Genomic DNA, 19,830 nt, shown 5'->3' with positions numbered 1-19,830 from the left:
CATGGAAAAGAAAGTGAAAAAAGACCCCTCACAAATGCGTCATGGGTATACGACGGGAGCATGTTCGACAGCCGTGACCAAAGCGGCATTGACCGCCTTGATCACGGGGGATGCCCTTGAGGAGGCAACGATTTCCTTGCCCATCGGCCGAGATGCCACTTTCACTATTGAGAAATATGAAATATCGGAAAATGCGGTTAGTGCAGAAACGATTAAAGATGCCGGAGATGATCCCGATGCCACCCATCTGGCACATATTATTTCTACTGTCAGCTGGTCGGATGCACCTGGGATTATCTTGGATGGAGGGATTGGTGTGGGCCGTGTGACCAAACCTGGGCTTCCCGTTCCTGTAGGGGAAGCGGCCATTAATCCTGTACCGCGCAAAATGATTTTAACCACTGTGCAACAAACATTGGAAGAATTTAAGATCAATAGGGGAGTGAAAGTCGTCATCTCCGTGCCAGCAGGTGAAGAAATAGCGAAAAAAACATTAAATGGCCGCTTGGGGATTGTGGGAGGCATTTCCATTTTGGGAACTAGGGGCACAGTCGTCCCTTTTTCCAGTTCCGCCTATATGGCAAGTATCGTCCAGGCCATCAGTGTCGCCAAAGCGAGTGGGTGTGAGCATCTTGTCTTAACCACTGGCGGGCGCAGTGAAAAGTATGCAATGGGCCTTCTCCAGGATTTACCTGAGGAAGCCTTTATTGAAATGGGTGACTTTGTAGGCTTCTCACTTAAGCAATGTAAGAGGCAGGGAATAAAAAAGGTCTCACTGGTCGGCATGATGGGTAAATTCTCCAAAGTGGCCCAAGGTGTGATGATGGTGCATTCAAAAAGTGCCCCGGTCGACTTCGGTTTTCTATCGGAAATAGCCCAAAGCGTCGGAGCTGAGGATGATCTTGTTCTTGAAATCAAGAATGCAAACACAGCGTCACAAGTCGGGGACATGATGTCAGCGATCAATAATTTTGATTTTTTTAATAAACTTTGTGAATCCTGCTGTTACTCTGCCATAAAGCAAGTGAAGGGCGGCATTGAAATGGAAACGGCGATTTATTCGTTGAAAGGACAATTACTGGGAAGGGCTGTTGGAATTGAGTCAATCGATGAAATTAATCGGGATAGGGGATAACGGTCAGGAAAGCTTACTGCCTCAATATGCCCAATGGATAGAAGAAAGTGAAGTGCTGGTCGGAGGTGAACGGGTCTTATCCTTCTTTCCGAACTATACTGGCAAGAAGATTGTCATAAAGGGCGGTTTGAAAAAGGTGGTAGAACAACTGCAGGATGAAATTCGTCCAACAGTTGTCTTAGCTTCTGGTGACCCATTGTTTTATGGAATGGGCGGCTATCTTTCCAGCAAAATCAACATGGAGGTTTACCCATATTTCAGTTCCATTCAGCTTGCTTTTGCAAAAATGGGGGAAAGCTGGCAAGATGCCTTCCTAGTTAGTGTTCATGGACGCAGTATGAAAGGGCTGGCCCAAAGGATTGATGGGAAAGCGAAAGTTGCCTTGCTTACGGACATTGAAAATAGTCCCAATCAACTGGCTAAATATCTCCTTTCATTCGGAATGACTGAATACCGGGCATTTGTGGCTGAAAATCTTCAAGGAGAAACCGAAGACTTTGGCTGGTATGAACTTGATGAAATGATGGAGCGGGAATTCTCCCCGTTGAATGTCGTAATTTTGAAAAGAAAATCAGAAGGTCCAAGCTGGTCCTTAGGGATAGAAGATGAAGAATTTTCGCAGCGTAAGCCGGACAAGGGACTCATAACCAAAAAGGAAATTCGGGTATTAAGCCTGCATGCAATGAATCTCAGGAAAAACAGCATAGTTTGGGATGTTGGGACGTGTACGGGATCAATGGCAATTGAAGCGGCCAGGCTTGCATCCGAAGGCCAAATCTTCGCAATAGAAAAAAATGAGCCTGATTTAGAAAACTGTTATCAAAACCAACGTAAATTCCGTACCGATATAACGGCTATTCATGGAAAAGCTCCGCAAGGCTTGGAAACTTTTCCGGATCCTGATGCGATCTTCATTGGCGGGACTGGCGGCGAAATGGCAGATCTAATCAATACATGCTGCAAACGGCTTAAAGAAGGCGGCAGGATCGTTCTAAATGCTGCAACGATCGAGAATCTTTACCGGGCTAATGAGGCATTTGCGGAAGCTGGTTTTCACACTTCCATCACGCATGCGCAAATTTCCCGAAGTAAGCCAATATTGGGAATGAACAGATTTGTTCCGCTTAATCCGGTTTATATCATTACTGCACAACGAAAGGAAGACATGAATGAGTAATCTTGGTACATTATATGGCCTTGGCGTGGGCCCGGGCGATCCAGAACTTATTACAGTAAAGGCATTTCGCGTGATTCAGGAATCTCCTGTCATTGCGTATCCCAAAAAAAGAAAAGGGAGTAAAAGCTACGCCCACCGTATCGTTGAAGTTTACATTCGTCCTGAAGAGAAGGAAATGCTGGGCCTTATATTTCCGATGACGAAAGATCAAGCGATTTTGGATCGGGAATGGAACGGAACGGTTGAAAAGGTTTGGCAAAAATTATATGAAGGAAAAGATGTTGCTTTCGTTACGGAAGGTGATCCCCTTTTATATAGTACGTTCATACATATGATGAAATTGATGCAAGAGTTGCATCCCGAAGTCGAAATCAAGACAGTCCCAGGCATTTCTTCGTTTAATGGATCAGCGTCAAGGTTGGGCATCGCTTTGGCGGATGGTGATGATCATGTCGCGATTGTTCCGGCAAGAGATGATTATGAAGCGATGAAGAAGGCGATTGAAGATCATGATGCCGTGGTGTTCATCAAAGTGGCAAAGGTCATCGATTTAATGATTACCGTTTTAAAAGATTTAGACTTACTTGAAAAGGCTTCGGTCGTAACCAAAGTCACATCCGACGAAGAAGTGATTTGGAAAGTGAGTGAATTGGAAGGACTTGAACTGGAATACTTAACATTGATGGTGGTGAGAAAATGAAGATATATATAGTAGGAGCTGGCCCAGGAGATCCGGATTTGATTACTGTAAAAGGATTGAACATTCTTCAAACGGCTGATGTCATTTTATATACGGATTCATTAGTGAATGAAGAATTGATTGCTAAGGCAAAACCCGATGCCGAGGTGCTAAAAACGGCTGGAATGCATTTGGAAGAAATTGTTGGCATCATGGTTGATCGTGTTAAAGAAGGAAAGATGGTTGCCAGGATCCATACAGGGGATCCTGCCATGTACGGGGCGATCATGGAACAAATTGTCCTATTGAAGAAAGAGGATATTGGTTATGAGGTGATTCCTGGCGTAAGTTCGGTGTTCGCCTCAGCAGCGGCAATAGGAGCAGAGCTGACTATCCCGGATTTAACTCAGACACTCATATTAACGAGGGCTGAAGGACGTACGCCTGTACCGGAATTTGAGAAGTTACGAGATTTGGCAAGTCATCACTGTACGATTGCCCTTTTCTTGAGTGCGACCTTGACTAAAAAAATCGTTAAAGAACTCCAGGCAGCCGGTTGGAAGGATGATACACCGGTCGCAGTCATTCAACGGGCAACATGGCCGGACCAAAAAATTGTCCGTACCACCTTAGTGAATTTAGATGATGATATGCGTAAAAACGGTATCCGCAAGCATGCAATGATTTTGGCTGGTTGGGCGTTAGACCCTACTATCCATGATAAAGATGAATACCGTTCCAAACTATATGATGCGAGTTTTACCCACGGTTTCAGAAAAGGTGTTAAGCCATGATCATTGAATTGAAAGAAGCGGAACTTGCTCCCATTAAACGGTCTCATACTTATGCGATCGTGGCGATTACAAAACATGGTGTCGAGCTGGCACGAAAATTACACACCGTTTTTTCGAATTCCGATCTATATTACATGAGCAAGTTTGAAAAAGGGGACGAAGAGCATAAACAGATCCAGCTTTTTTCGGGCAGTGTCCGTATGCTATTACCAGCCTTATTCAAGGAATATAAAGGGATCATACTAATTATTTCACTCGGGGCAGTCGTCCGGATGATTGCGCCAATTTTGAAGGATAAGAAAACGGATCCAGGTGTCGTTGTCATTGATGATAAAGGGGAAAATGTTATCAGTGTACTGTCAGGGCATCTTGGGGGAGCAAATGAACTGACTAAGGAAGTTGCTGCAGCCCTTGACGCAAGGGCTATAATCACCACGGCATCAGATGTACAAAAAACGATTCCTGTCGACTTATTCGGCCAGCGCTTCGGGTGGATTTGGGATTCCGCAGAAAAATTGACGCCAGTAAGTGCGTCCGTTGTAAATGAAGAGCATGTTGCCGTTGTACAGGAGTCAGGGGAACGGAACTGGTGGTCGTATGAAACGGCATTACCTGAACGCATAATCATATACCCATCCATTGAAGAAGCACTTCAAGCAAAGCCACAAGCAGCTCTGGTCGTGACTCACCGCATGCTTACCCAGTCGGAAAAGAGGATCCTGGAAAATGGGATCGTATATCGTCCAAAAGTCATTGCTCTCGGTATCGGGTGCAATAGGGGAACAGCTGCTGCAGAAATTGAGCAGGTGATCGCAGAAACACTAGCCGAATTATCGTTTTCTTTAAAAAGCGTTAAAGCGATCTGTACAATTTCCATAAAGAAAGACGAAATCGGCTTGATTGAAGTAGTTGAAAAATATGGCTGGGAATTCGTGCATTATGAACCGGAAGAACTAAATCAAGCCAAAATCGAAGCGCCATCAGATACAGTATTTAAATATACAGGTGCATATGGTGTGAGTGAACCGGCTGTTAGGATTTATACTAAAGCTGATCAATTGGAGCTAGTTAAGAAAAAATCGGGGAACGTAACCATATCAGTTGGGGTCATTCCTTTTTAAGGAGGGAGAAACAAATATGAACGATAGAAGATTGGTAATTGCGGGTACCGGAAGCGGTGTCGGTAAAACGACATTGACCATCGGAATCATGGCAGCCCTCCAGAAGAAAGGCTATACTGTTCAGGGGTTCAAATGTGGTCCTGACTATATTGATCCTACTTATCATACCGCAGTTACAGGGCGGATTTCACGCAATCTTGACAGTTGGATGTTCGAACATGACACAGTCCGAGAAATTCTTAACAAAGCAGGTACCGGAGCTGATATATCGATCATCGAAGGAGTCATGGGCTTCTTCGATGGCAAAAGTCCTTTATCCAATACAGGATCGACGGCTGAAATCAGCATCATCACGCAAAGCCCTGTCCTGTTGGTAGTCAACTGTGCCAGCATGGCACGGAGTGCAGCTGCCATTGTAAAAGGTTTTCAGGATTTTTCGACCGGTCCGAACATCATTGGGGTCATTGCCAATCAAGTGGGAAGTGCAGGCCATTACAATATTGTCAAAGCAGCCATTGAGCAAGAATGCGATGTACCGGTGCTGGGTTATATGAGGCGGGAAATGGATATTGATATTCCTAGCCGCCATTTGGGCTTGATTCCTGCTATTGAACGCGGCGAACTAAACCCGTTTTTCGATAAGCTTGCACACTTAGTCATGGAAACGATCGATATCGATCAGTTGTACCGTTTGTCGAAGACATGCGCGGTTTCCAGTGGGAATTCAAATATATTTCAATCCCAAAATGAAAAGGGCGTGTGCATTGCCGTTGCAAAAGATGCAGCGTTCAATTTTTATTATCAGGAAAACCTTGAGTTACTTGAAGCGAATGGGGCGAACATCAAGTATTTTTCTCCATTAAAAGGGGATGAAGTTCCATTGGATGCTGATGGTTTATACCTTGGAGGCGGTTTTCCTGAGGAATTTGCAGCTGAACTTTCCGGTAACGTGGATGCTATCAAATCCATCAGAAGTTCCATTGAAAAGGGGATGCCGACTCTAGCGGAATGTGGCGGTTTCATGTTTTTGAGCAAATCGATTGAAACAACTTCCGGAGAAACGCATCAGATGGCAGGAATTATACCGGGCAGGATTAAAATGCAGAAAAAACTTGCAGCACTTGGGTATCGTGAAATTACAGGAACTCCAGGCAATTTTTTGATCAATGAAATTGAGCAGGCAAAAGGTCATGAATTCCACTATTCGACATTTGAAGCGGATGATGATCTTACACATGCTTATCAAGCCAAAGGCAGATTCGGATCGAAACAAGAGGGGTGTGTAATAGGCAATCTTGTTGCTGGGTATACGCACTTTCATTTTGCTTCCAATCCAACACTTGCAAAGAACTGGATCGATGCTTGCTTAAAACAAAAAAACAGTTCAACACATGAAACTTTCAACAAGGAAAAGGTATTTTTTGAAGATTAAGAGGAGGCGCGAGCATGAAACCGGGAAAAGTTCATCTGGTCGGTGCGGGTCCCGGAGATCCGAAACTGATTACGGTATATGGACTGGAATGCATCCAAAAGGCGGATGTCATTGCATATGACAGGCTTGTCAATCCAGAACTATTAACTTATGCAAAAGAAGAGGCAGAACTGGTATATTGCGGGAAAGCACCAGGGAAACATCATCTCATTCAAAATGAAATACATGAACTTTTAGTGGAGAAAGCCTTACAGGGGAAAAACGTCACCCGTCTGAAGGGTGGAGATCCATTTGTTTTCGGGCGTGGCGGTGAGGAAGCGGAGATACTGGCTGCTAACGGGATTGAATATGATATCGTCCCAGGAATCACAGCAGGAATCGCAGCACCGGCTTATGCGGGCATCCCGGTAACCCACCGTGAACATGCCTCAAGTTATGCCATTGTGACAGGCCATGGCCGTGATTACAAGGGGCAGGATAACCTGAATTGGCAGGCGTTGGCTCAGGGCATCGATACCATTGCCTTTTATATGGGAATTGGTAATATGCCGTTCATCTGTGAAAAATTGATGGAGCATGGCAGGGATGGTAAAACGCCAGTGGCCGTCATTGAATGGGGCACGACAGATAAACAAAGGACGATCACCGGTACTTTGAGTTCGATTTCTTCGAAGGCTGTAAAAGAAGAAATTCAAAATCCGTCAATCTTTCTAGTAGGGGATGTCGTCCAATTAAGAGAAAAAATCCAATGGTTTGAAAGAGTGATTGAATCAAAGTCCATTATGGAAGGGAATGAGTTGGAATGTCCATCATTCAAGAATTGAAGGAACGCCGGGCGATAAGGAATTACGAAGAAAAAGAAGTGGAAGATCAAAAAATCAGGCAGTTATTGGAAGCGGCTACCTATGCTCCTAACGACCGATTGCGTGAACCTTGGAGTTTTTATGTAATCAAGGGAGAAGCGAAGCACCGGTATGAAAGCTTGGCAGAAAGGTATCTACATGAGCGCTTCCCTACCAAACCAAAATTGATTGAAAGTTCACTGGAAGTTGTACAGACGACACCGCTCATCATTGTCGTGACTTCTGATATTTTGCCTGATGATCCAGATTCATCCGAAGACAATGTATTCGCATCTTGTTGCGCTGTCCATTCGATGTGGCTTGCCGCAAAAGAGCTAGGTCTTGGATTCGTTTGGCGCACTAGAGGAGTGGGTCTTGTCAGGGATGAACGCCTGCACGAATTTATCGGCTCACCGGATAACAAAAAAGTGATCGGCACCATTTTTGTCGGATACCCTAAAGGCGATCAACCGGTTCCTGCTACTAAAAGGACTTCATACATAGAAAAAACAGTTTGGCTATGAGGGTAGGTGAGTGAGTGGCACGCAGAGGATTAATGCTTATTTATACGGGAAACGGGAAAGGGAAGACGACTGCCTCATTAGGGGTGACTTTAAGGGCAATCGGCAGAGGAATGAATGTCAAATACCTTCAGTTCATAAAATCTCCAGAGCGTACATATGGGGAAGCATTGGCATTGGGAAAATTAGGAGTTAAAATGGAACAGCTAGGTATTGGTTTCACATGGACCAAAACACCGGAAGAGCATCGCAATGCATTGGCGTTAGCTTGGGAAAAGGCAAAACTTGCCCTTGCTGATCCGGGCATTGATTTACTTGTTTTGGATGAGCTGAACAATGCTTTAGCCATTTCCAAATTCCCAATTGAAGATGTTTTGCCATTGGCTGAAGTCATCGATGCCATTCGAAATCGTCCCCCTCATATGCATATAGTCATTACCGGTAGGGATGCCAAGCCAGAGCTTATGGAAATGGCTGATTTGGTTTCATCGATTGAGGCGACCAAACATTATTATGACGAGGGTATCGGCGCTGTCAAAGGATTAGAGTTTTAGGGGGTGAGCGTAATGAAGGCACGATCCATCATGATACAAGGGACGTCATCTGATGTTGGGAAAAGTTTGATTTGTACGGCATTTTGCCGGGTCTTTTCCAATAAAGGATTACGTGTCGTACCATTCAAATCACAAAACATGGCTTTGAATTCTTATGTAACCTTGGATGGCGGTGAAATCGGACGGGCTCAGGGAGTACAGGCGGAAGCAGCACGGATCACGGCAACGACCGATATGAATCCGATATTACTGAAACCGAAGCAGGATATGGTTTCGGAAGTCATCGTGCACGGAAAGCATTTTCTTGATATGAATGCAAAAACCTATCGGTCTCAATTTGTCCAGGAAGCCATGCCCATCATCCGTAAATCGGTGGAGAAACTTCAAGATGAATATGAAATCATCGTGCTCGAAGGGGCAGGAAGTCCGGCTGAAATTAACCTTAAGGACAGGGATATTGCGAATATGCGAATGGCTAAACTCACGGATGCGGCTGTCATTTTAGTGGCTGATATTGATCGTGGTGGAGTATTTGCGTCCATTATCGGGACACTTGCCTTATTGGATCAAGATGAACGAGATAGTGTAAAAGGGATCATCATCAATAAATTTCGTGGCATGCGTGAATTGTTGGACGATGGCATTGAATGGGTGGAAAAGGAAACCGGGATTCCGGTTCTCGGGGTGCTGCCCTATCTAGACGTGAATATTGAAGCGGAAGATTCACTAGCACTCTCTTCCTTACGTTTTAAAAAACCTAAAAAGGCTGAGTTTCCGATTGATGTAGCCGTCTTGAGATTTCCGCGGATTTCCAATTTTACAGATGTGGATCCTTTTTTCGATGAACCCGGAGTAGGTGTCCGCCTGGTAAGCAGTGTCCATGAGTTAGGTAATCCGGATCTTCTTATTTTGCCGGGTACAAAAAACACGATGGAAGATTTAGAGTGGTTGAATCGTATGGGGTTGGATCGGGCCATTAATGAACTGCGGAAACAAGGAACGCTGATATTCGGCATATGCGGCGGTTTTCAAATGCTAGGGACCAAACTTTTCGATCCTGACGCGGTCGAAGGTGACGGTGAGAACGCAGAAGGGCTCTCGCTTCTTCCGGTGGAAACCGTATTTCAAGCAGAAAAGAAAACGGTACAAATGGAAGGTGTCCTTTCTGCTGGGATAATGGAAGGTCAAATGAATCTTAACGGTTTCGAAATACATTTAGGCAGAACGACATTGAAGTCACAAGTAAGGCCCTTTCTTTTATTGAAGGATGGAAGAGAGGATGGAGCCATTTCCAATGATAACAAAGTAATGGGAACATATCTTCATGGGATATTTCATAATCGCTTGTTCACTAGATTACTAGTTAACCAAATTCGACGGAACAAGGGGTTGGATGAAGTGAAGGAAAACGTTCAAAGCGACTCGGAGCGTAGGGAGGAAGCGTATAATCTCTTGGCTTCCCATTTGGAAGAAAACATTGATATGGATACCATCTATCAATGGCTGCAGCTGGAAACTGCAGAAAATTGAACAAGGGTCAGAAGTGCTTAGGTTAATGTAGATCAAAGCCCTTTTATCTTCAAAAAAGATCAATTTAGAGCTACAATTCCTTTTATTTAGCCATTTTAAGTGACAGAGGCATACAAGATATGTTATGTTGTCTTCTCTACATACTTTATACAAAATAAAAGGATGAGGTGTTCATATGAATAAAACAGAATTAGTGAGCAGTGTTGCAGCACAAGCTGAACTGACAAAAGACGACGCAAAAAAAGTAGTGGATGCGTTGTTTGAAACAATCACGGCTACACTTGCTAAAGAAGAAAAAATCCAATTAGTTGGTTTTGGTACATTTGAAGTGCGTGACCGTGCTGCTCGTACAGGAAGAAACCCGCAAACTGGAGAAGAAATACAAATTGCAGCTAGTAAAGTACCCGCTTTTAAAGCAGGTAAGGAATTAAAAGAAGCTGTAAAATAAAATATGAACAGAAAAAACCTGGCGATGAAATGTTCGCCAGGTTTTTTTGACGGTTTGTCATCTATTGGTGAGACGGGATATTTTTATGAAAAGGCCATTAGGAGTTTCTTTTTTTGGTTATTTTTATATATTCGGTTCGGCTTTCAGTGGAAGGCTTTTAGGGCATTCTCATTTGACCAACAATGAAATAAGCCCACTCCATGAAAAAAGTAAGCAGTAATGGAATGTAACACAAATGAAAAAAAATTATAGTACTTATTAATAAGGTTTATACTGTGACTATGTTAGGCTAAATGAATAACAAGCTTTAAAACCAAAATAAAAGAGGTGAAAGATATGCTGAAGAAAATAATGAAAAAAATCAAACAGCTTTCCCAAGGCAGCAGTGAGCGAAGACATGGTCATTATCGCCGTGGCAGCAGCAGCAGCAGCCGAGGGTATAAAAGGTATCCCATGAGTGGAAGTGACCGCTACAAGAGAAAGGGGCGTGGCAGCAGCAGCTAATTCCGTTTCATTGACTTCAATGCAGCCTGCAGGTCCTTTGAAATTTCTTTAATATCTGAATAAGGTTCTTGGATGCTTACTAACCTTTTCAGTAAATGCACGGTTTCTTTTTCTAAAGAAAGCTCTTCTGTCCAAGGAAGAGCCTTTTTATGTTTGGAAGCGTACGTCGTATAGAGCATATATAAGAGTATTTCCCCCAAGTCGTAAAAATCCTGCCTTTTCATTTGCATAATGGAGTCTTTTGCGAAATCGGCCGAAACAATCAATTTAGACAAACCAAAGTCTATCAAAATGGGCTGGTGGTTCTTAAGTAAAATATTTGGTATACGTAAATCTTGATGGAAAATGTCATGGTCATGTAGATAAGATACTAATCCGACCAGCTCATCAAGAAAAAATAGTGACTCTTTCTCATTGAACGTTATATGATTCAAGAAAATATGGTCTTCTAAATTATCCCCTTCAATGAAATCCATCACAAAATAAACATTTCCGTCTTGTGAAAATTTCTCGTGAAATTTGGGGATGTTCTTGTGGTTTAACATTCGTAATATGGAGATTTCATTTTCAAACTGCCTCAGCTCTTTTTTGCTGCGGCGCTTACTTTTCCGGAGCTGCTTGATCACTATATTTTCATTCATTATCAAATCATTGCAAAGATAAATAATACCGTAGCTTCCTGTTCCGATTACAGCCGTTACCTCGTAGCGGTAATTCAAAACCACTCCTTTTTTTAAAGGAATATCCACAAAAAATTGGTAGATCTTTCTAAAGGAACGCAAAATTGAAACTTCCCTCACCACTTTCATATATTCGAGTCAAGAACCAAAAAAGATCATTATTAAATAAGCTGGAAAATGAATGATCATGGATAGTTTAACACTGATTTTTGATAATGCGGTAATGAAAGTCTTTTCTTCTGGGAGTTCTTTTATATGATCGTTCACAATTAAAAAAAGCTATTAAAAATTTTTCTTGAATTTCATATTATGAAATTTATGGATTTTTAAAATGATTAAGTTTACTATAATGAATTCATAATAAAAGAGTAGGAGGTGATAAGATGAATGGGCGCGAGTTGAGAAATTGCTTTGGTAAATTCCCAACCGGAGTCACGATAGTGAGCTGGTTTGATGGGAAAGTTCAAAAGGGCATTACTGTGAATTCATTTACCTCGGTTTCCTTGGATCCCCCGCTTGCTTTAGTATCAATTCATAAAGAAGCAAAAGCTTGCACTAGCATGAAAGATCAATCTTTTACCATTAATATTTTGTCGGATGAACAAGAATCTATTGCATGGCAATTTGCAGGCAGTAAACAGAAAACACTTGAGATTGACTGGGATAACAAGGGGATTTCGCCAAAAATAAATGGAAGTGCTGCCTGGATGGAATGCAAACCATGGAGAGAGTATGATGCTGGTGATCATGTATTGTTCATCGGTGAGATCCAGGAGTTACATTTCGGAAATTTGGAAGCGCTTACTTTTTATCAAGGGGAAATGTGGTCTGCTAAACAACTTGTAAAATAAGGGGGATTCTTATGGGCATTAAAACCGGCGAAGAATATATTAATAGAATTAAATCCAGAAAGCCAGAAGTCTGGCTTGGCGGAAGAGTGGTTGAGGATATTTATAATGAGCCAATTTTTAAGCAGCCGATACAAGAAATGGCGAAATTGTATGACATTCAACATGATCCGGAATATCAAGATGAAATCACCCACATTTGCAAAGATACCGGAGAACGTGTTAACAATGCTTTCTTATTCCCGAAGACATCGGAGGATCTGCAAAAAAGAAGTAAATTATTTGAAGTGTATGCAAGGATGACATATGGACTGATGGGGAGAACGCCCGACTTTTTAAATGTCGTGGTCACTTCCATGGCACATAATGCCTGGTTTCTTGATAAATACAACAAAGACTGGTCTAAGAACATCAAGGATTATTATACCTATATTCGTGACAATGATTTATTCTTAACGCATGCAATCATTAATCCTCAAAATGATCGAAGCAAGCAATCTCATGAACAAAAAGAAACATATACCCACTTAGGGACCGTTGAGGAAAGAGAAGAAGGAATACTTGTACGCGGTGCAAAAATGTTGGCAACCCTTGCACCCATTACAGATGAGGTGATTATCTATTCTTTCCCTGGATTCACACCAGGGGATGAACGTCACGCGGTAGCATTTGCACTGCCGATCGATACGCCTGGACTGCGCATAATCTGCCGGGAACCAATGCAGGACGGGACACGCTCGATGTTTGACCATCCACTGGCCTCCCGCTATGAGGAAATGGATGCCCTGCTTGTATTTAATGATGTACTGGTTCCTTGGAATCGCGTCTTCCTTTACAACAATGTGGAGGCGGCGAACCGATTGTATCCAATGACGGGGATCGCTGAACAGCCTGCTCACCAATCAGGAGTGCGTGGATATATTAAACTGGCTTTTGCCGTTGAAGTTGCTTGTAAAGTGGCAGACTCTATCGGAGTTGATGGATTCCTGCATGTACAGCGTGATTTGGGTGAACTTGTTCAATCCGTCGAAGTCATCCGTTCACTGCTTCGTGTAGCGGAATATGAGTACACGATTAATGACTGCGGTGAGGCCCGGCCCAATCCGGATGCATTGGAAACGATTCGCGGTTTCCTTCCGGAGATGTATCCCCGTGCGATAGAGGTTATCCAGACCATTGGAGCTGGCGGGCTGTTGATGTCTCCGACGGGGGCCGACTTTGATAATCCGGAATTGCGCAGTGATATCGATAAATATTATGGAGGGCGAAGCGGAGTTTCAGCGGAAGAGCGGGTAAGGGTGTTTAAACTTGCTTGGGATTTATGCGGGGAGGCATTTGGGCAGCGCCTCCTCCAATACGAGCGTTATTACACGGGCGATCCAGTTCGGAAAAGAGCCATTTTTTATAATAAATATAAGAAAAACAAGAACTTTACCATGGTCGATGAAGTGCTTAACAAACCGATGCAAGTAGCCATCGATGCGGTTAACCAGTAATTTTAATAGTTGAATAGGGAAGGGGGGACCGTCATGATTTCGTCCGTTGAGAAGCTAATAAAGATACTTGATTTATTCACTAATGAAGAACCTTCACTTGGAAATAAGGAAATAGCTGAAAAATTGAATATGAGTCCAAGCTCATCTCATCATCTAGTGAAAACGATGTGCAAGGATGGGATGCTGATCCAAGGAAAAGATCGAAAGTACCGGCTCGGATGGAAGTTACTTGAGTGGAGCAGTAAAGTCATGTATCAGCAGGATATTCATTATGAGGCAGGTCCAATTATCAGTAATCTTGTCCTGCAATTTAGAGGAAATTCTCACATCGGTATGTTTCACGAAGGCGAAGTCAGGTTTGTGATGAAAATGTCGTCCCCTCATGCCGAGCATATGACCACATATATAGGAGCAAGAAAACCAGCTCATTGTACGAGCAGCGGGAAAGTATTACTTGCCTTTAACCCATCCTTTATTCAGCCTACGCTTGCAAAAGGGCTATTGAAGCACTCAACTAATACGATTACTTGCATTAACCAATTGAATGAAGAATTAAAGGACATTCGCAAACAAGGATTTGCGATTAGTGATGATGAAAATGATATTGGGTTATATGGTGTTGCAGCACCCATTAAATCCTACAATGGCCAAGTTATTGCGGCACTTAACCTTGTCGGGGATCGGAATTATATGATTGGGAAAGAAAAAACGAGAATTATTCAGTCAGTGATTCGTTCGGCACAAATGATTTCAAAACAGGTTGGTTATATGTCGCTAGTGTGAGTTTTCTGACTATTACGAAAATGGAAACGGGAGGTAGTTTATTTATGAAAGGATATGCTCAATCTTCAGAATTACAGGCTAGATCATTAAATCTAATTAAAGTTATTGAAGATAATAAAAATTTATTGAAACCGCCGGTTAATAACAAAGTGCTTTGGGAAGATTCCGAATTCATTGTCATGCTTCTGGGTGGTCCGAATTATCGGCGTGATTTTCATGTAGACCCTTCTGACGAGTTGTTTTATCAGATAAAAGGCTCCTGCTATGTAGAATGCATCAATCAAAACGGAGAGCGTGAAGTAGTGGAGGTAAAAGAGGGGGAAATGTTTATGCTGCCAGCTGATGTGCCTCATTCTCCTCATCGTGTATCCGATACTTACGGCATTGTCATAGAGCGCAAGCGTGCTAAAGATGAGCTTGAAGATTTTGTTTGGTTCTGCGGGAATTGTAATCATGAGATGCACAAAGTTACGATCCAATTGACCAATATTGAGGTCCAGGTGAAAGAAGCCATTGAAGCCTTCAATGGAAGTGAGGAACTTCGCACTTGCCATGAATGCGGTCATGTCATGTCGGAAAACGTTGAGCCTTGGAAATGCGAATAGATTTTCATACACATATTCTTCCGTTGGACCTGCCAGACTTAACCGGTAAATTTGGTCAGGGACGCTGGCCGGTGCTAGAGCAGAAATGTTCTTGCGGGGCGGATATCATGGTAAGCGGAAAGCTGTTCAGGAAAGTGACTGACCAGGTATGGGACCCTGAGAAACGCATTCAGGATATGGATGCGGAAGGAGTCGATATGCAGGTGCTCTCACCGGTGCCAGTGACATTTTCATACTGGGCGCCAATTGACCAGGCGCTATTCATGTCCCAGTTCCAGAATGATTTCATTGCTGAGACGGTGAACAGGCATCCTGACAGGTTCATCGGTCTCGGTACTGTACCGCTTCAGGATTTGAAAGTGGCAATTGGGGAAATGGAACGCTGTAAATTTGAGCTTGGCCTGGCGGGAATCGAAATCGGTACTAACGTAAATGGAGAAAATCTGGATTCTCCTGCATTATTGGAATTCTTTCAAATGGCTGAAAAATGGAATGTCTCACTGTTTATCCACCCATGGGAGACAATGGCAAAAGACAGGACGGAACGGCATAACCTCATGTATACAGTGGCGATGCCTAGTGAAACGGCATTGGCGGCAGCAAGCATTTTATGGAGTGGCGTCATGGAAAAGTTCCCGGATCTGAAAATCTGTTTTGCACATGGCGGGGGCTCATTTCCATATATTTTACCGCGGATCGATCAGGGATGGGAAGTATGGCCTGAATTAAGAAAAACATCAATGCCACCAAGCCATTATGCACAAAAGTTTTATTTCGATTCACTGAACTATGATACCCGGAATATTCAGTATCTGATTGACCGTTTTGGATATAAAAAAGTGCTGATGGGTTCCGACTATCCATTTTTATTGAGAGAAAATCCTCCAGGTCAAGTAATTGATGACACTCTAAATCTATCTGATGAAGTGAAAGCGAATCTTCTAGGGAGAAATGCATTGAGGTTTTTAAATTTGGAATCACGAGGGGAGAAGAATGGAAAAACAGATTAAAGCACCAGAACAAGTCCTTGAAGAACTTGGAATCATGCTTGAGCCGCCAAGGGAAGCGGTCGGCAACTACGTAAGCCACGTCCGGGTGGGGAATTTGATTTTCACATCCGGACAAGGTGTTGATGATTATCACGGCAAGCTTGGCAAGGAGCTGACGGAAGAGGAAGGTTATCAGGCAGCGAGGCAGTCAATGATTAATCTTCTGCGGGTGCTGAAGGATGAGCTTGGAGAACTATCCAGAGTGAAGAAGGTAATCAAAATTCTCGGAATGGTAAATTCAGCAGAAAATTTCACAGGACAGCCCGAAGTATTGAATGGCGCATCAGACCTGCTTGTGGCCGTATTTGGAGAAAGGGGTAGACATGCTCGGTCAGCTGTGGGAATGGCCCAGCTTCCCAATAACACTGCAATTGAAATTGAAATGATTGTGGAAATACAAGATTGAGGCACTCGATGAAGCCAGTGTCACAATAAAGGGAGAGGGATGTTTCATGCAAGCAGCAAAAGAAAGTATAAATACAGCTAAATCAATAGATTGCCGGCACTTTATTAACGGGGAATTCCTGAATCCAAATCCATCCAAGACTTTTGACAATATCAATCCCGCAACGGAAGAAAAACTTGGATGGGTTGCAGAAGGGGGAAAAGAGGAGGTGAATCAGGCTGTTTCCGCAGCAAGACATGCGCTTAAAGGTCCTTGGAAATCTTTTTCCGATAATGAACGCTCTAAGGTTCTAAGGCGAATCGGCGATCTCATTTTGGAAAAGAAAGAAGAACTGACAATGTTGGAAACCCTTGATACAGGGAAACCATATAGCCTAGCACTGGAAATGGACATCAAGCGTTCAGCTCACAATTTCCACTTTTTTGCGGACTATATCACTACACTTGGTAATGAATCCTTCAATCAGAACAACATTGCACTTCATTATTCTATTAGGCGGCCCGTAGGGGTGGTAGGAATGATTAATCCGTGGAATTTACCTTTGCTATTGTTGACATGGAAATTGGCACCATGCCTGGCAGCTGGCAATACAGCGGTTATGAAACCAGCTGAACTGACACCGATGACAGCGACAAAATTAATGGAAATATGCAAGGAAGCGGGAGTTCCCGATGGTGTTGTCAACCTTGTGCATGGATATGGGGCTAATTCAGCAGGAGCCGCTCTAAGTGAACATCCGGACGTCGATGCGATAACATTCACAGGGGAAACAAAAACGGGAACAGCGATTATGAAAGCTGCCGCTCCCACATTGAAAAAAATCTCTTTTGAACTGGGCGGAAAAAATCCGAATATTGTGTTTGCAGACTCGAATCTTGATGAAGTAATCGAAACGACATTGAAATCAAGCTTCATGAACCAAGGTGAAGTTTGTTTGTGTGGATCACGAATCTATGTTCAGCAAGGTTTGTATGACGAATTCCTTGAAAAGATGGTCGCGCGAACAAAAAAATTAAAAGTCGGGGATCCATTTGATTCCGAAACGGAAGTAGGCGCTGTAATAGGGAAAGAACATTATAACAAAGTGATGAGTTACATTGATTTGGCGAAAGAAGAAGGAGCGAGAATATTAACTGGAGGAAGAAGAGCGGGACAGTTTGAAAAAGGGTTTTTCATTGAACCGACAATTATTGCCGGAGTTACGCGTGAATCCCGTTGTGTACGGGAAGAAATTTTTGGTCCTGTGGTAACGGTCATGCCTTTCGAAACGGAAGAAGACGTACTGGAGCATGCTAATGACACTCATTATGGACTGGGGGCAACGATCTGGACCAATGATTTAAGGAGGGCGCATCGTGTCGCTTCTAAAATAGAAGCGGGCATTATCTGGGTGAATACCTGGTATTTACGTGATTTGCGCACACCTTTTGGCGGCATGAAACACAGTGGCATCGGCCGCGAAGGTGGTTCACATAGTTTCGAATTTTACAGTGAATTGTCTAACGTCACGATTAAATTATGAAGAAGGAGGGAAGCATCGTGATCGTTAGTTTAACAGAATGGTCTTCCAGGTTTTTGGAAGCAGAAAAAACAGGAATAGGAATATCGGCCCCCACCTATGAAATTCCGGATTTGGATGTGGAGGATGCCTACCAAATTCAGCTTGAAACGATTCGAAGGAAAACCCAGTCCGGTCTGGAAGTAACAGGTAAGAAAATAGGCTTGACTTCTAAGGCTATGCAGGAGGTTCTGGGTGTGAATGAACCAGATTACGGACATTTACTTGATGCGATGGAAGTAAAAAATAATGGCTGTATTTCAAGTTTACGGCTAATTCAACCAAAAGTGGAGGCAGAAGTAGCTTTTATCTTAAAGAAAGATCTACATGGTCCCAATATTACGGTTGATGATGTAATCGAAGCCACTGATTATGTGGTTGCTTCGATTGAAGTCGTTGATAGCCGGGTGATGGACTGGGAAATTAAACTTCCGGACACTGTGGCGGATAATGCATCATCGGGCTTATATATTCTGGGAGACCGCAAAATTCACTTGAGTGAAATTGACCTCCCTTCCATTCAAATGAGCCTATATAAAAATGGCGAATTCATGAATCAAGGAACAGGTAATGCAGTACTTGGGAATCCAGCAACGTGCGTAGCCTGGCTAGCAAATAAACTCCATGGGTTTAAAGGTTCATTGAATGCGGGCGAAGTCATTTTATCCGGTGCATTATCCGCAGCGATCGAAGCGAAACCGGGTGACCGTTTTTCTGCTGACTTTGGAGAAAAACTTGGAAAGGTTTCGGTTGATTTTGAGTGAAAGGAGCCCAGCGACCTTGAAAAAACTAAAAGTAGGCATTATTGGATCAGGGAATATCGGCACGGACTTAATGATGAAAATTCATCGGTCGGATGTTCTTGAAATGTCGGTAATGATTGGCATTGACACGGAATCAGAGGGTTTGAAGAAGGCTAGGATGCATGGACATCATGTCATCGCAAATGGCATGGGTGGTTTTTTGGAAAGGCCCGAGCTTGCAGACATTTTATTCGATGCCACATCTGCAAAGGCGCATGTTTTTCATTGCGAAGCCTTGAAAAGGATGAACAAGAAGCTGATAGACTTGACTCCTGCCGCAATCGGACCGTTTATCGTTCCTTCCGTGAATTTAAAAGAAAATTTGAATGAGGCGGTTGTTAACTTGATTACATGCGGCGGTCAGGCGACAATCCCCATCGTTCATGCGATCAGTCAAGTGGCACAGGTCGAATATGCCGAAATAATAGCGACAATTTCCAGTAAGAGTGCCGGTCCTGGAACCCGTGCTAATATTGATGAGTTCACTCAAACGACGGCAAGGGCCCTGGAACAGGTGGGTGGAGCGAAAAAGGGGAAGGCTATTATTCTGCTGAATCCGGCCGAACCGCCACTCATCATGAGGGATACGATTCATTGTCTGCTTCAATCGGATTCCTTTGATGTGAAAGCAATAACAACGTCCATATATAAGATGGCGGAAAAAGTTTCAGAATATGTTCCAGGATACCGCCTGAAGATAGAGCCGATATTTGATGGGAAACAAATAACAGTCCTTCTGGAAGTGAAAGGGTTAGGAGATTTTTTTCCCGTATATGCAGGTAATTTGGATATAATGACGGCTTCAGCTGTAAAAGTAGGGGAAGAGATCGCTAAAAGCCAATTCGAACACTATGTTTGAAAAAGA

General features: G+C 43.2%; 22 protein-coding genes. 21 read left to right on the top strand and 1 reads right to left on the bottom strand.

Going from position 1 to position 19,830, the window contains the following annotated elements:
* Position 1: 1 nt before the first annotated feature.
* The 12 genes from Q8G36_RS14635 (at position 2) to Q8G36_RS14580 (ending at position 10,737) form a co-directional block, all read left to right on the top strand.
* Complete coding sequence (locus Q8G36_RS14635) at positions 2-1,135, top strand: cobalt-precorrin-5B (C(1))-methyltransferase (protein ID WP_305160721.1); 1,134 nt, start codon at positions 2-4, stop codon at positions 1,133-1,135.
* Positions 1,098-2,312, top strand: coding sequence for a precorrin-6y C5,15-methyltransferase (decarboxylating) subunit CbiE (gene cbiE / locus Q8G36_RS14630; RefSeq protein ID WP_305160720.1), 1,215 nt, complete (start codon positions 1,098-1,100; stop codon positions 2,310-2,312). The genes Q8G36_RS14635 and cbiE overlap by 38 nt, the downstream gene beginning before the upstream one ends.
* Complete coding sequence (gene cobI, locus Q8G36_RS14625) at positions 2,305-3,012, top strand: precorrin-2 C(20)-methyltransferase (protein ID WP_305160719.1); 708 nt, start codon at positions 2,305-2,307, stop codon at positions 3,010-3,012. Before cbiE ends, cobI begins: the two co-directional genes overlap by 8 nt.
* Complete coding sequence (cobM, locus tag Q8G36_RS14620; RefSeq protein WP_305160718.1) at positions 3,009-3,785, top strand: precorrin-4 C(11)-methyltransferase; 777 nt, start codon at positions 3,009-3,011, stop codon at positions 3,783-3,785. The genes cobI and cobM overlap by 4 nt, the downstream gene beginning before the upstream one ends.
* The gene (locus tag Q8G36_RS14615; RefSeq protein WP_305160716.1) at positions 3,782-4,906 is read left to right on the top strand and encodes a cobalt-precorrin 5A hydrolase; all 1,125 of its coding nucleotides are present in this window, start codon (positions 3,782-3,784) and stop codon (positions 4,904-4,906) included. The genes cobM and Q8G36_RS14615 overlap by 4 nt, the downstream gene beginning before the upstream one ends.
* Positions 4,907-4,922: 16 nt before the next feature.
* Positions 4,923-6,338: a cobyrinate a,c-diamide synthase gene (locus Q8G36_RS14610; protein WP_305160715.1), complete on the top strand. Its 1,416-nt coding sequence runs from the start codon at positions 4,923-4,925 to the stop codon at positions 6,336-6,338.
* A gap of 14 nt (positions 6,339-6,352) precedes the next feature.
* The gene (gene cobA, locus Q8G36_RS14605) at positions 6,353-7,162 is read left to right on the top strand and encodes a uroporphyrinogen-III C-methyltransferase (RefSeq protein WP_305160714.1); all 810 of its coding nucleotides are present in this window, start codon (positions 6,353-6,355) and stop codon (positions 7,160-7,162) included.
* On the top strand, positions 7,141-7,704 hold the full coding sequence (locus tag Q8G36_RS14600; RefSeq protein WP_305160713.1) for a nitroreductase family protein: 564 nt from the start codon (positions 7,141-7,143) through the stop codon (positions 7,702-7,704). Before cobA ends, Q8G36_RS14600 begins: the two co-directional genes overlap by 22 nt.
* A 14-nt stretch (positions 7,705-7,718) precedes the next feature.
* Positions 7,719-8,255 (top strand): cob(I)yrinic acid a,c-diamide adenosyltransferase, encoded by a 537-nt coding sequence (locus tag Q8G36_RS14595; RefSeq protein ID WP_305160712.1) that lies wholly within the window; start codon positions 7,719-7,721, stop codon positions 8,253-8,255.
* A gap of 12 nt (positions 8,256-8,267) precedes the next feature.
* A complete protein-coding gene (locus Q8G36_RS14590; protein ID WP_305160711.1) occupies positions 8,268-9,785 on the top strand; it encodes a cobyric acid synthase in 1,518 nt (505 codons plus the stop codon).
* 175 nt (positions 9,786-9,960) lie between these two features.
* Positions 9,961-10,233: an HU family DNA-binding protein gene (locus Q8G36_RS14585; protein ID WP_063233522.1), complete on the top strand. Its 273-nt coding sequence runs from the start codon at positions 9,961-9,963 to the stop codon at positions 10,231-10,233.
* 336 nt (positions 10,234-10,569) lie between these two features.
* Positions 10,570-10,737, top strand: a complete 168-nt coding sequence (locus Q8G36_RS14580; RefSeq protein WP_153246085.1) for a hypothetical protein — start codon at positions 10,570-10,572, stop codon at positions 10,735-10,737.
* On the opposite strand, the gene Q8G36_RS14575 is transcribed toward Q8G36_RS14580, so the two are convergent.
* Positions 10,734-11,462: a serine/threonine protein kinase gene (locus Q8G36_RS14575; protein ID WP_305160771.1), complete on the bottom strand. Its 729-nt coding sequence runs from the start codon at positions 11,460-11,462 to the stop codon at positions 10,734-10,736. The two genes, Q8G36_RS14580 and Q8G36_RS14575, sit on opposite strands and share 4 nt — an antisense overlap.
* A gap of 338 nt (positions 11,463-11,800) precedes the next feature.
* Here Q8G36_RS14575 and Q8G36_RS14570 point away from each other — a divergent pair, with 338 nt between their 5' ends.
* From Q8G36_RS14570 to Q8G36_RS14530, 9 genes are read left to right on the top strand one after another with little or no spacing between them, the layout of a single operon-like run.
* Positions 11,801-12,268 (top strand): flavin reductase family protein, encoded by a 468-nt coding sequence (locus tag Q8G36_RS14570; RefSeq protein WP_305160710.1) that lies wholly within the window; start codon positions 11,801-11,803, stop codon positions 12,266-12,268.
* Between the two features lie 11 nt (positions 12,269-12,279).
* A complete protein-coding gene (locus Q8G36_RS14565) occupies positions 12,280-13,761 on the top strand; it encodes a 4-hydroxyphenylacetate 3-hydroxylase family protein (protein WP_305160709.1) in 1,482 nt (493 codons plus the stop codon).
* A gap of 33 nt (positions 13,762-13,794) precedes the next feature.
* Complete coding sequence (locus tag Q8G36_RS14560) at positions 13,795-14,544, top strand: IclR family transcriptional regulator (RefSeq protein WP_305160708.1); 750 nt, start codon at positions 13,795-13,797, stop codon at positions 14,542-14,544.
* A gap of 44 nt (positions 14,545-14,588) precedes the next feature.
* Positions 14,589-15,149, top strand: a complete 561-nt coding sequence (locus Q8G36_RS14555) for a 3-hydroxyanthranilate 3,4-dioxygenase (protein ID WP_305160707.1) — start codon at positions 14,589-14,591, stop codon at positions 15,147-15,149.
* Positions 15,134-16,159, top strand: coding sequence for an amidohydrolase family protein (locus Q8G36_RS14550; RefSeq protein WP_305160705.1), 1,026 nt, complete (start codon positions 15,134-15,136; stop codon positions 16,157-16,159). The genes Q8G36_RS14555 and Q8G36_RS14550 overlap by 16 nt, the downstream gene beginning before the upstream one ends.
* A complete protein-coding gene (locus tag Q8G36_RS14545) occupies positions 16,143-16,604 on the top strand; it encodes a RidA family protein (protein WP_305160704.1) in 462 nt (153 codons plus the stop codon). Before Q8G36_RS14550 ends, Q8G36_RS14545 begins: the two co-directional genes overlap by 17 nt.
* A gap of 46 nt (positions 16,605-16,650) precedes the next feature.
* Complete coding sequence (locus Q8G36_RS14540) at positions 16,651-18,126, top strand: aldehyde dehydrogenase (RefSeq protein ID WP_305160703.1); 1,476 nt, start codon at positions 16,651-16,653, stop codon at positions 18,124-18,126.
* 17 nt (positions 18,127-18,143) lie between these two features.
* Positions 18,144-18,926 (top strand): 2-keto-4-pentenoate hydratase, encoded by a 783-nt coding sequence (locus Q8G36_RS14535; protein ID WP_305160702.1) that lies wholly within the window; start codon positions 18,144-18,146, stop codon positions 18,924-18,926.
* 16 nt (positions 18,927-18,942) lie between these two features.
* Entirely contained in the window at positions 18,943-19,824 is an 882-nt protein-coding gene (locus Q8G36_RS14530; RefSeq protein WP_305160701.1) for an acetaldehyde dehydrogenase (acetylating), read from the top strand.
* The last annotated feature ends 6 nt before the right edge of the window (positions 19,825-19,830 follow it).

The organism is Peribacillus frigoritolerans (assembly GCF_030676415.1).
GTDB lineage: Bacteria > Bacillota > Bacilli > Bacillales > DSM-1321 > Peribacillus > Peribacillus frigoritolerans_A.
The sequence above is the reverse complement of the archived record's forward strand: the minus strand, read 5'-3'. Positions and strand labels throughout refer to the sequence as shown.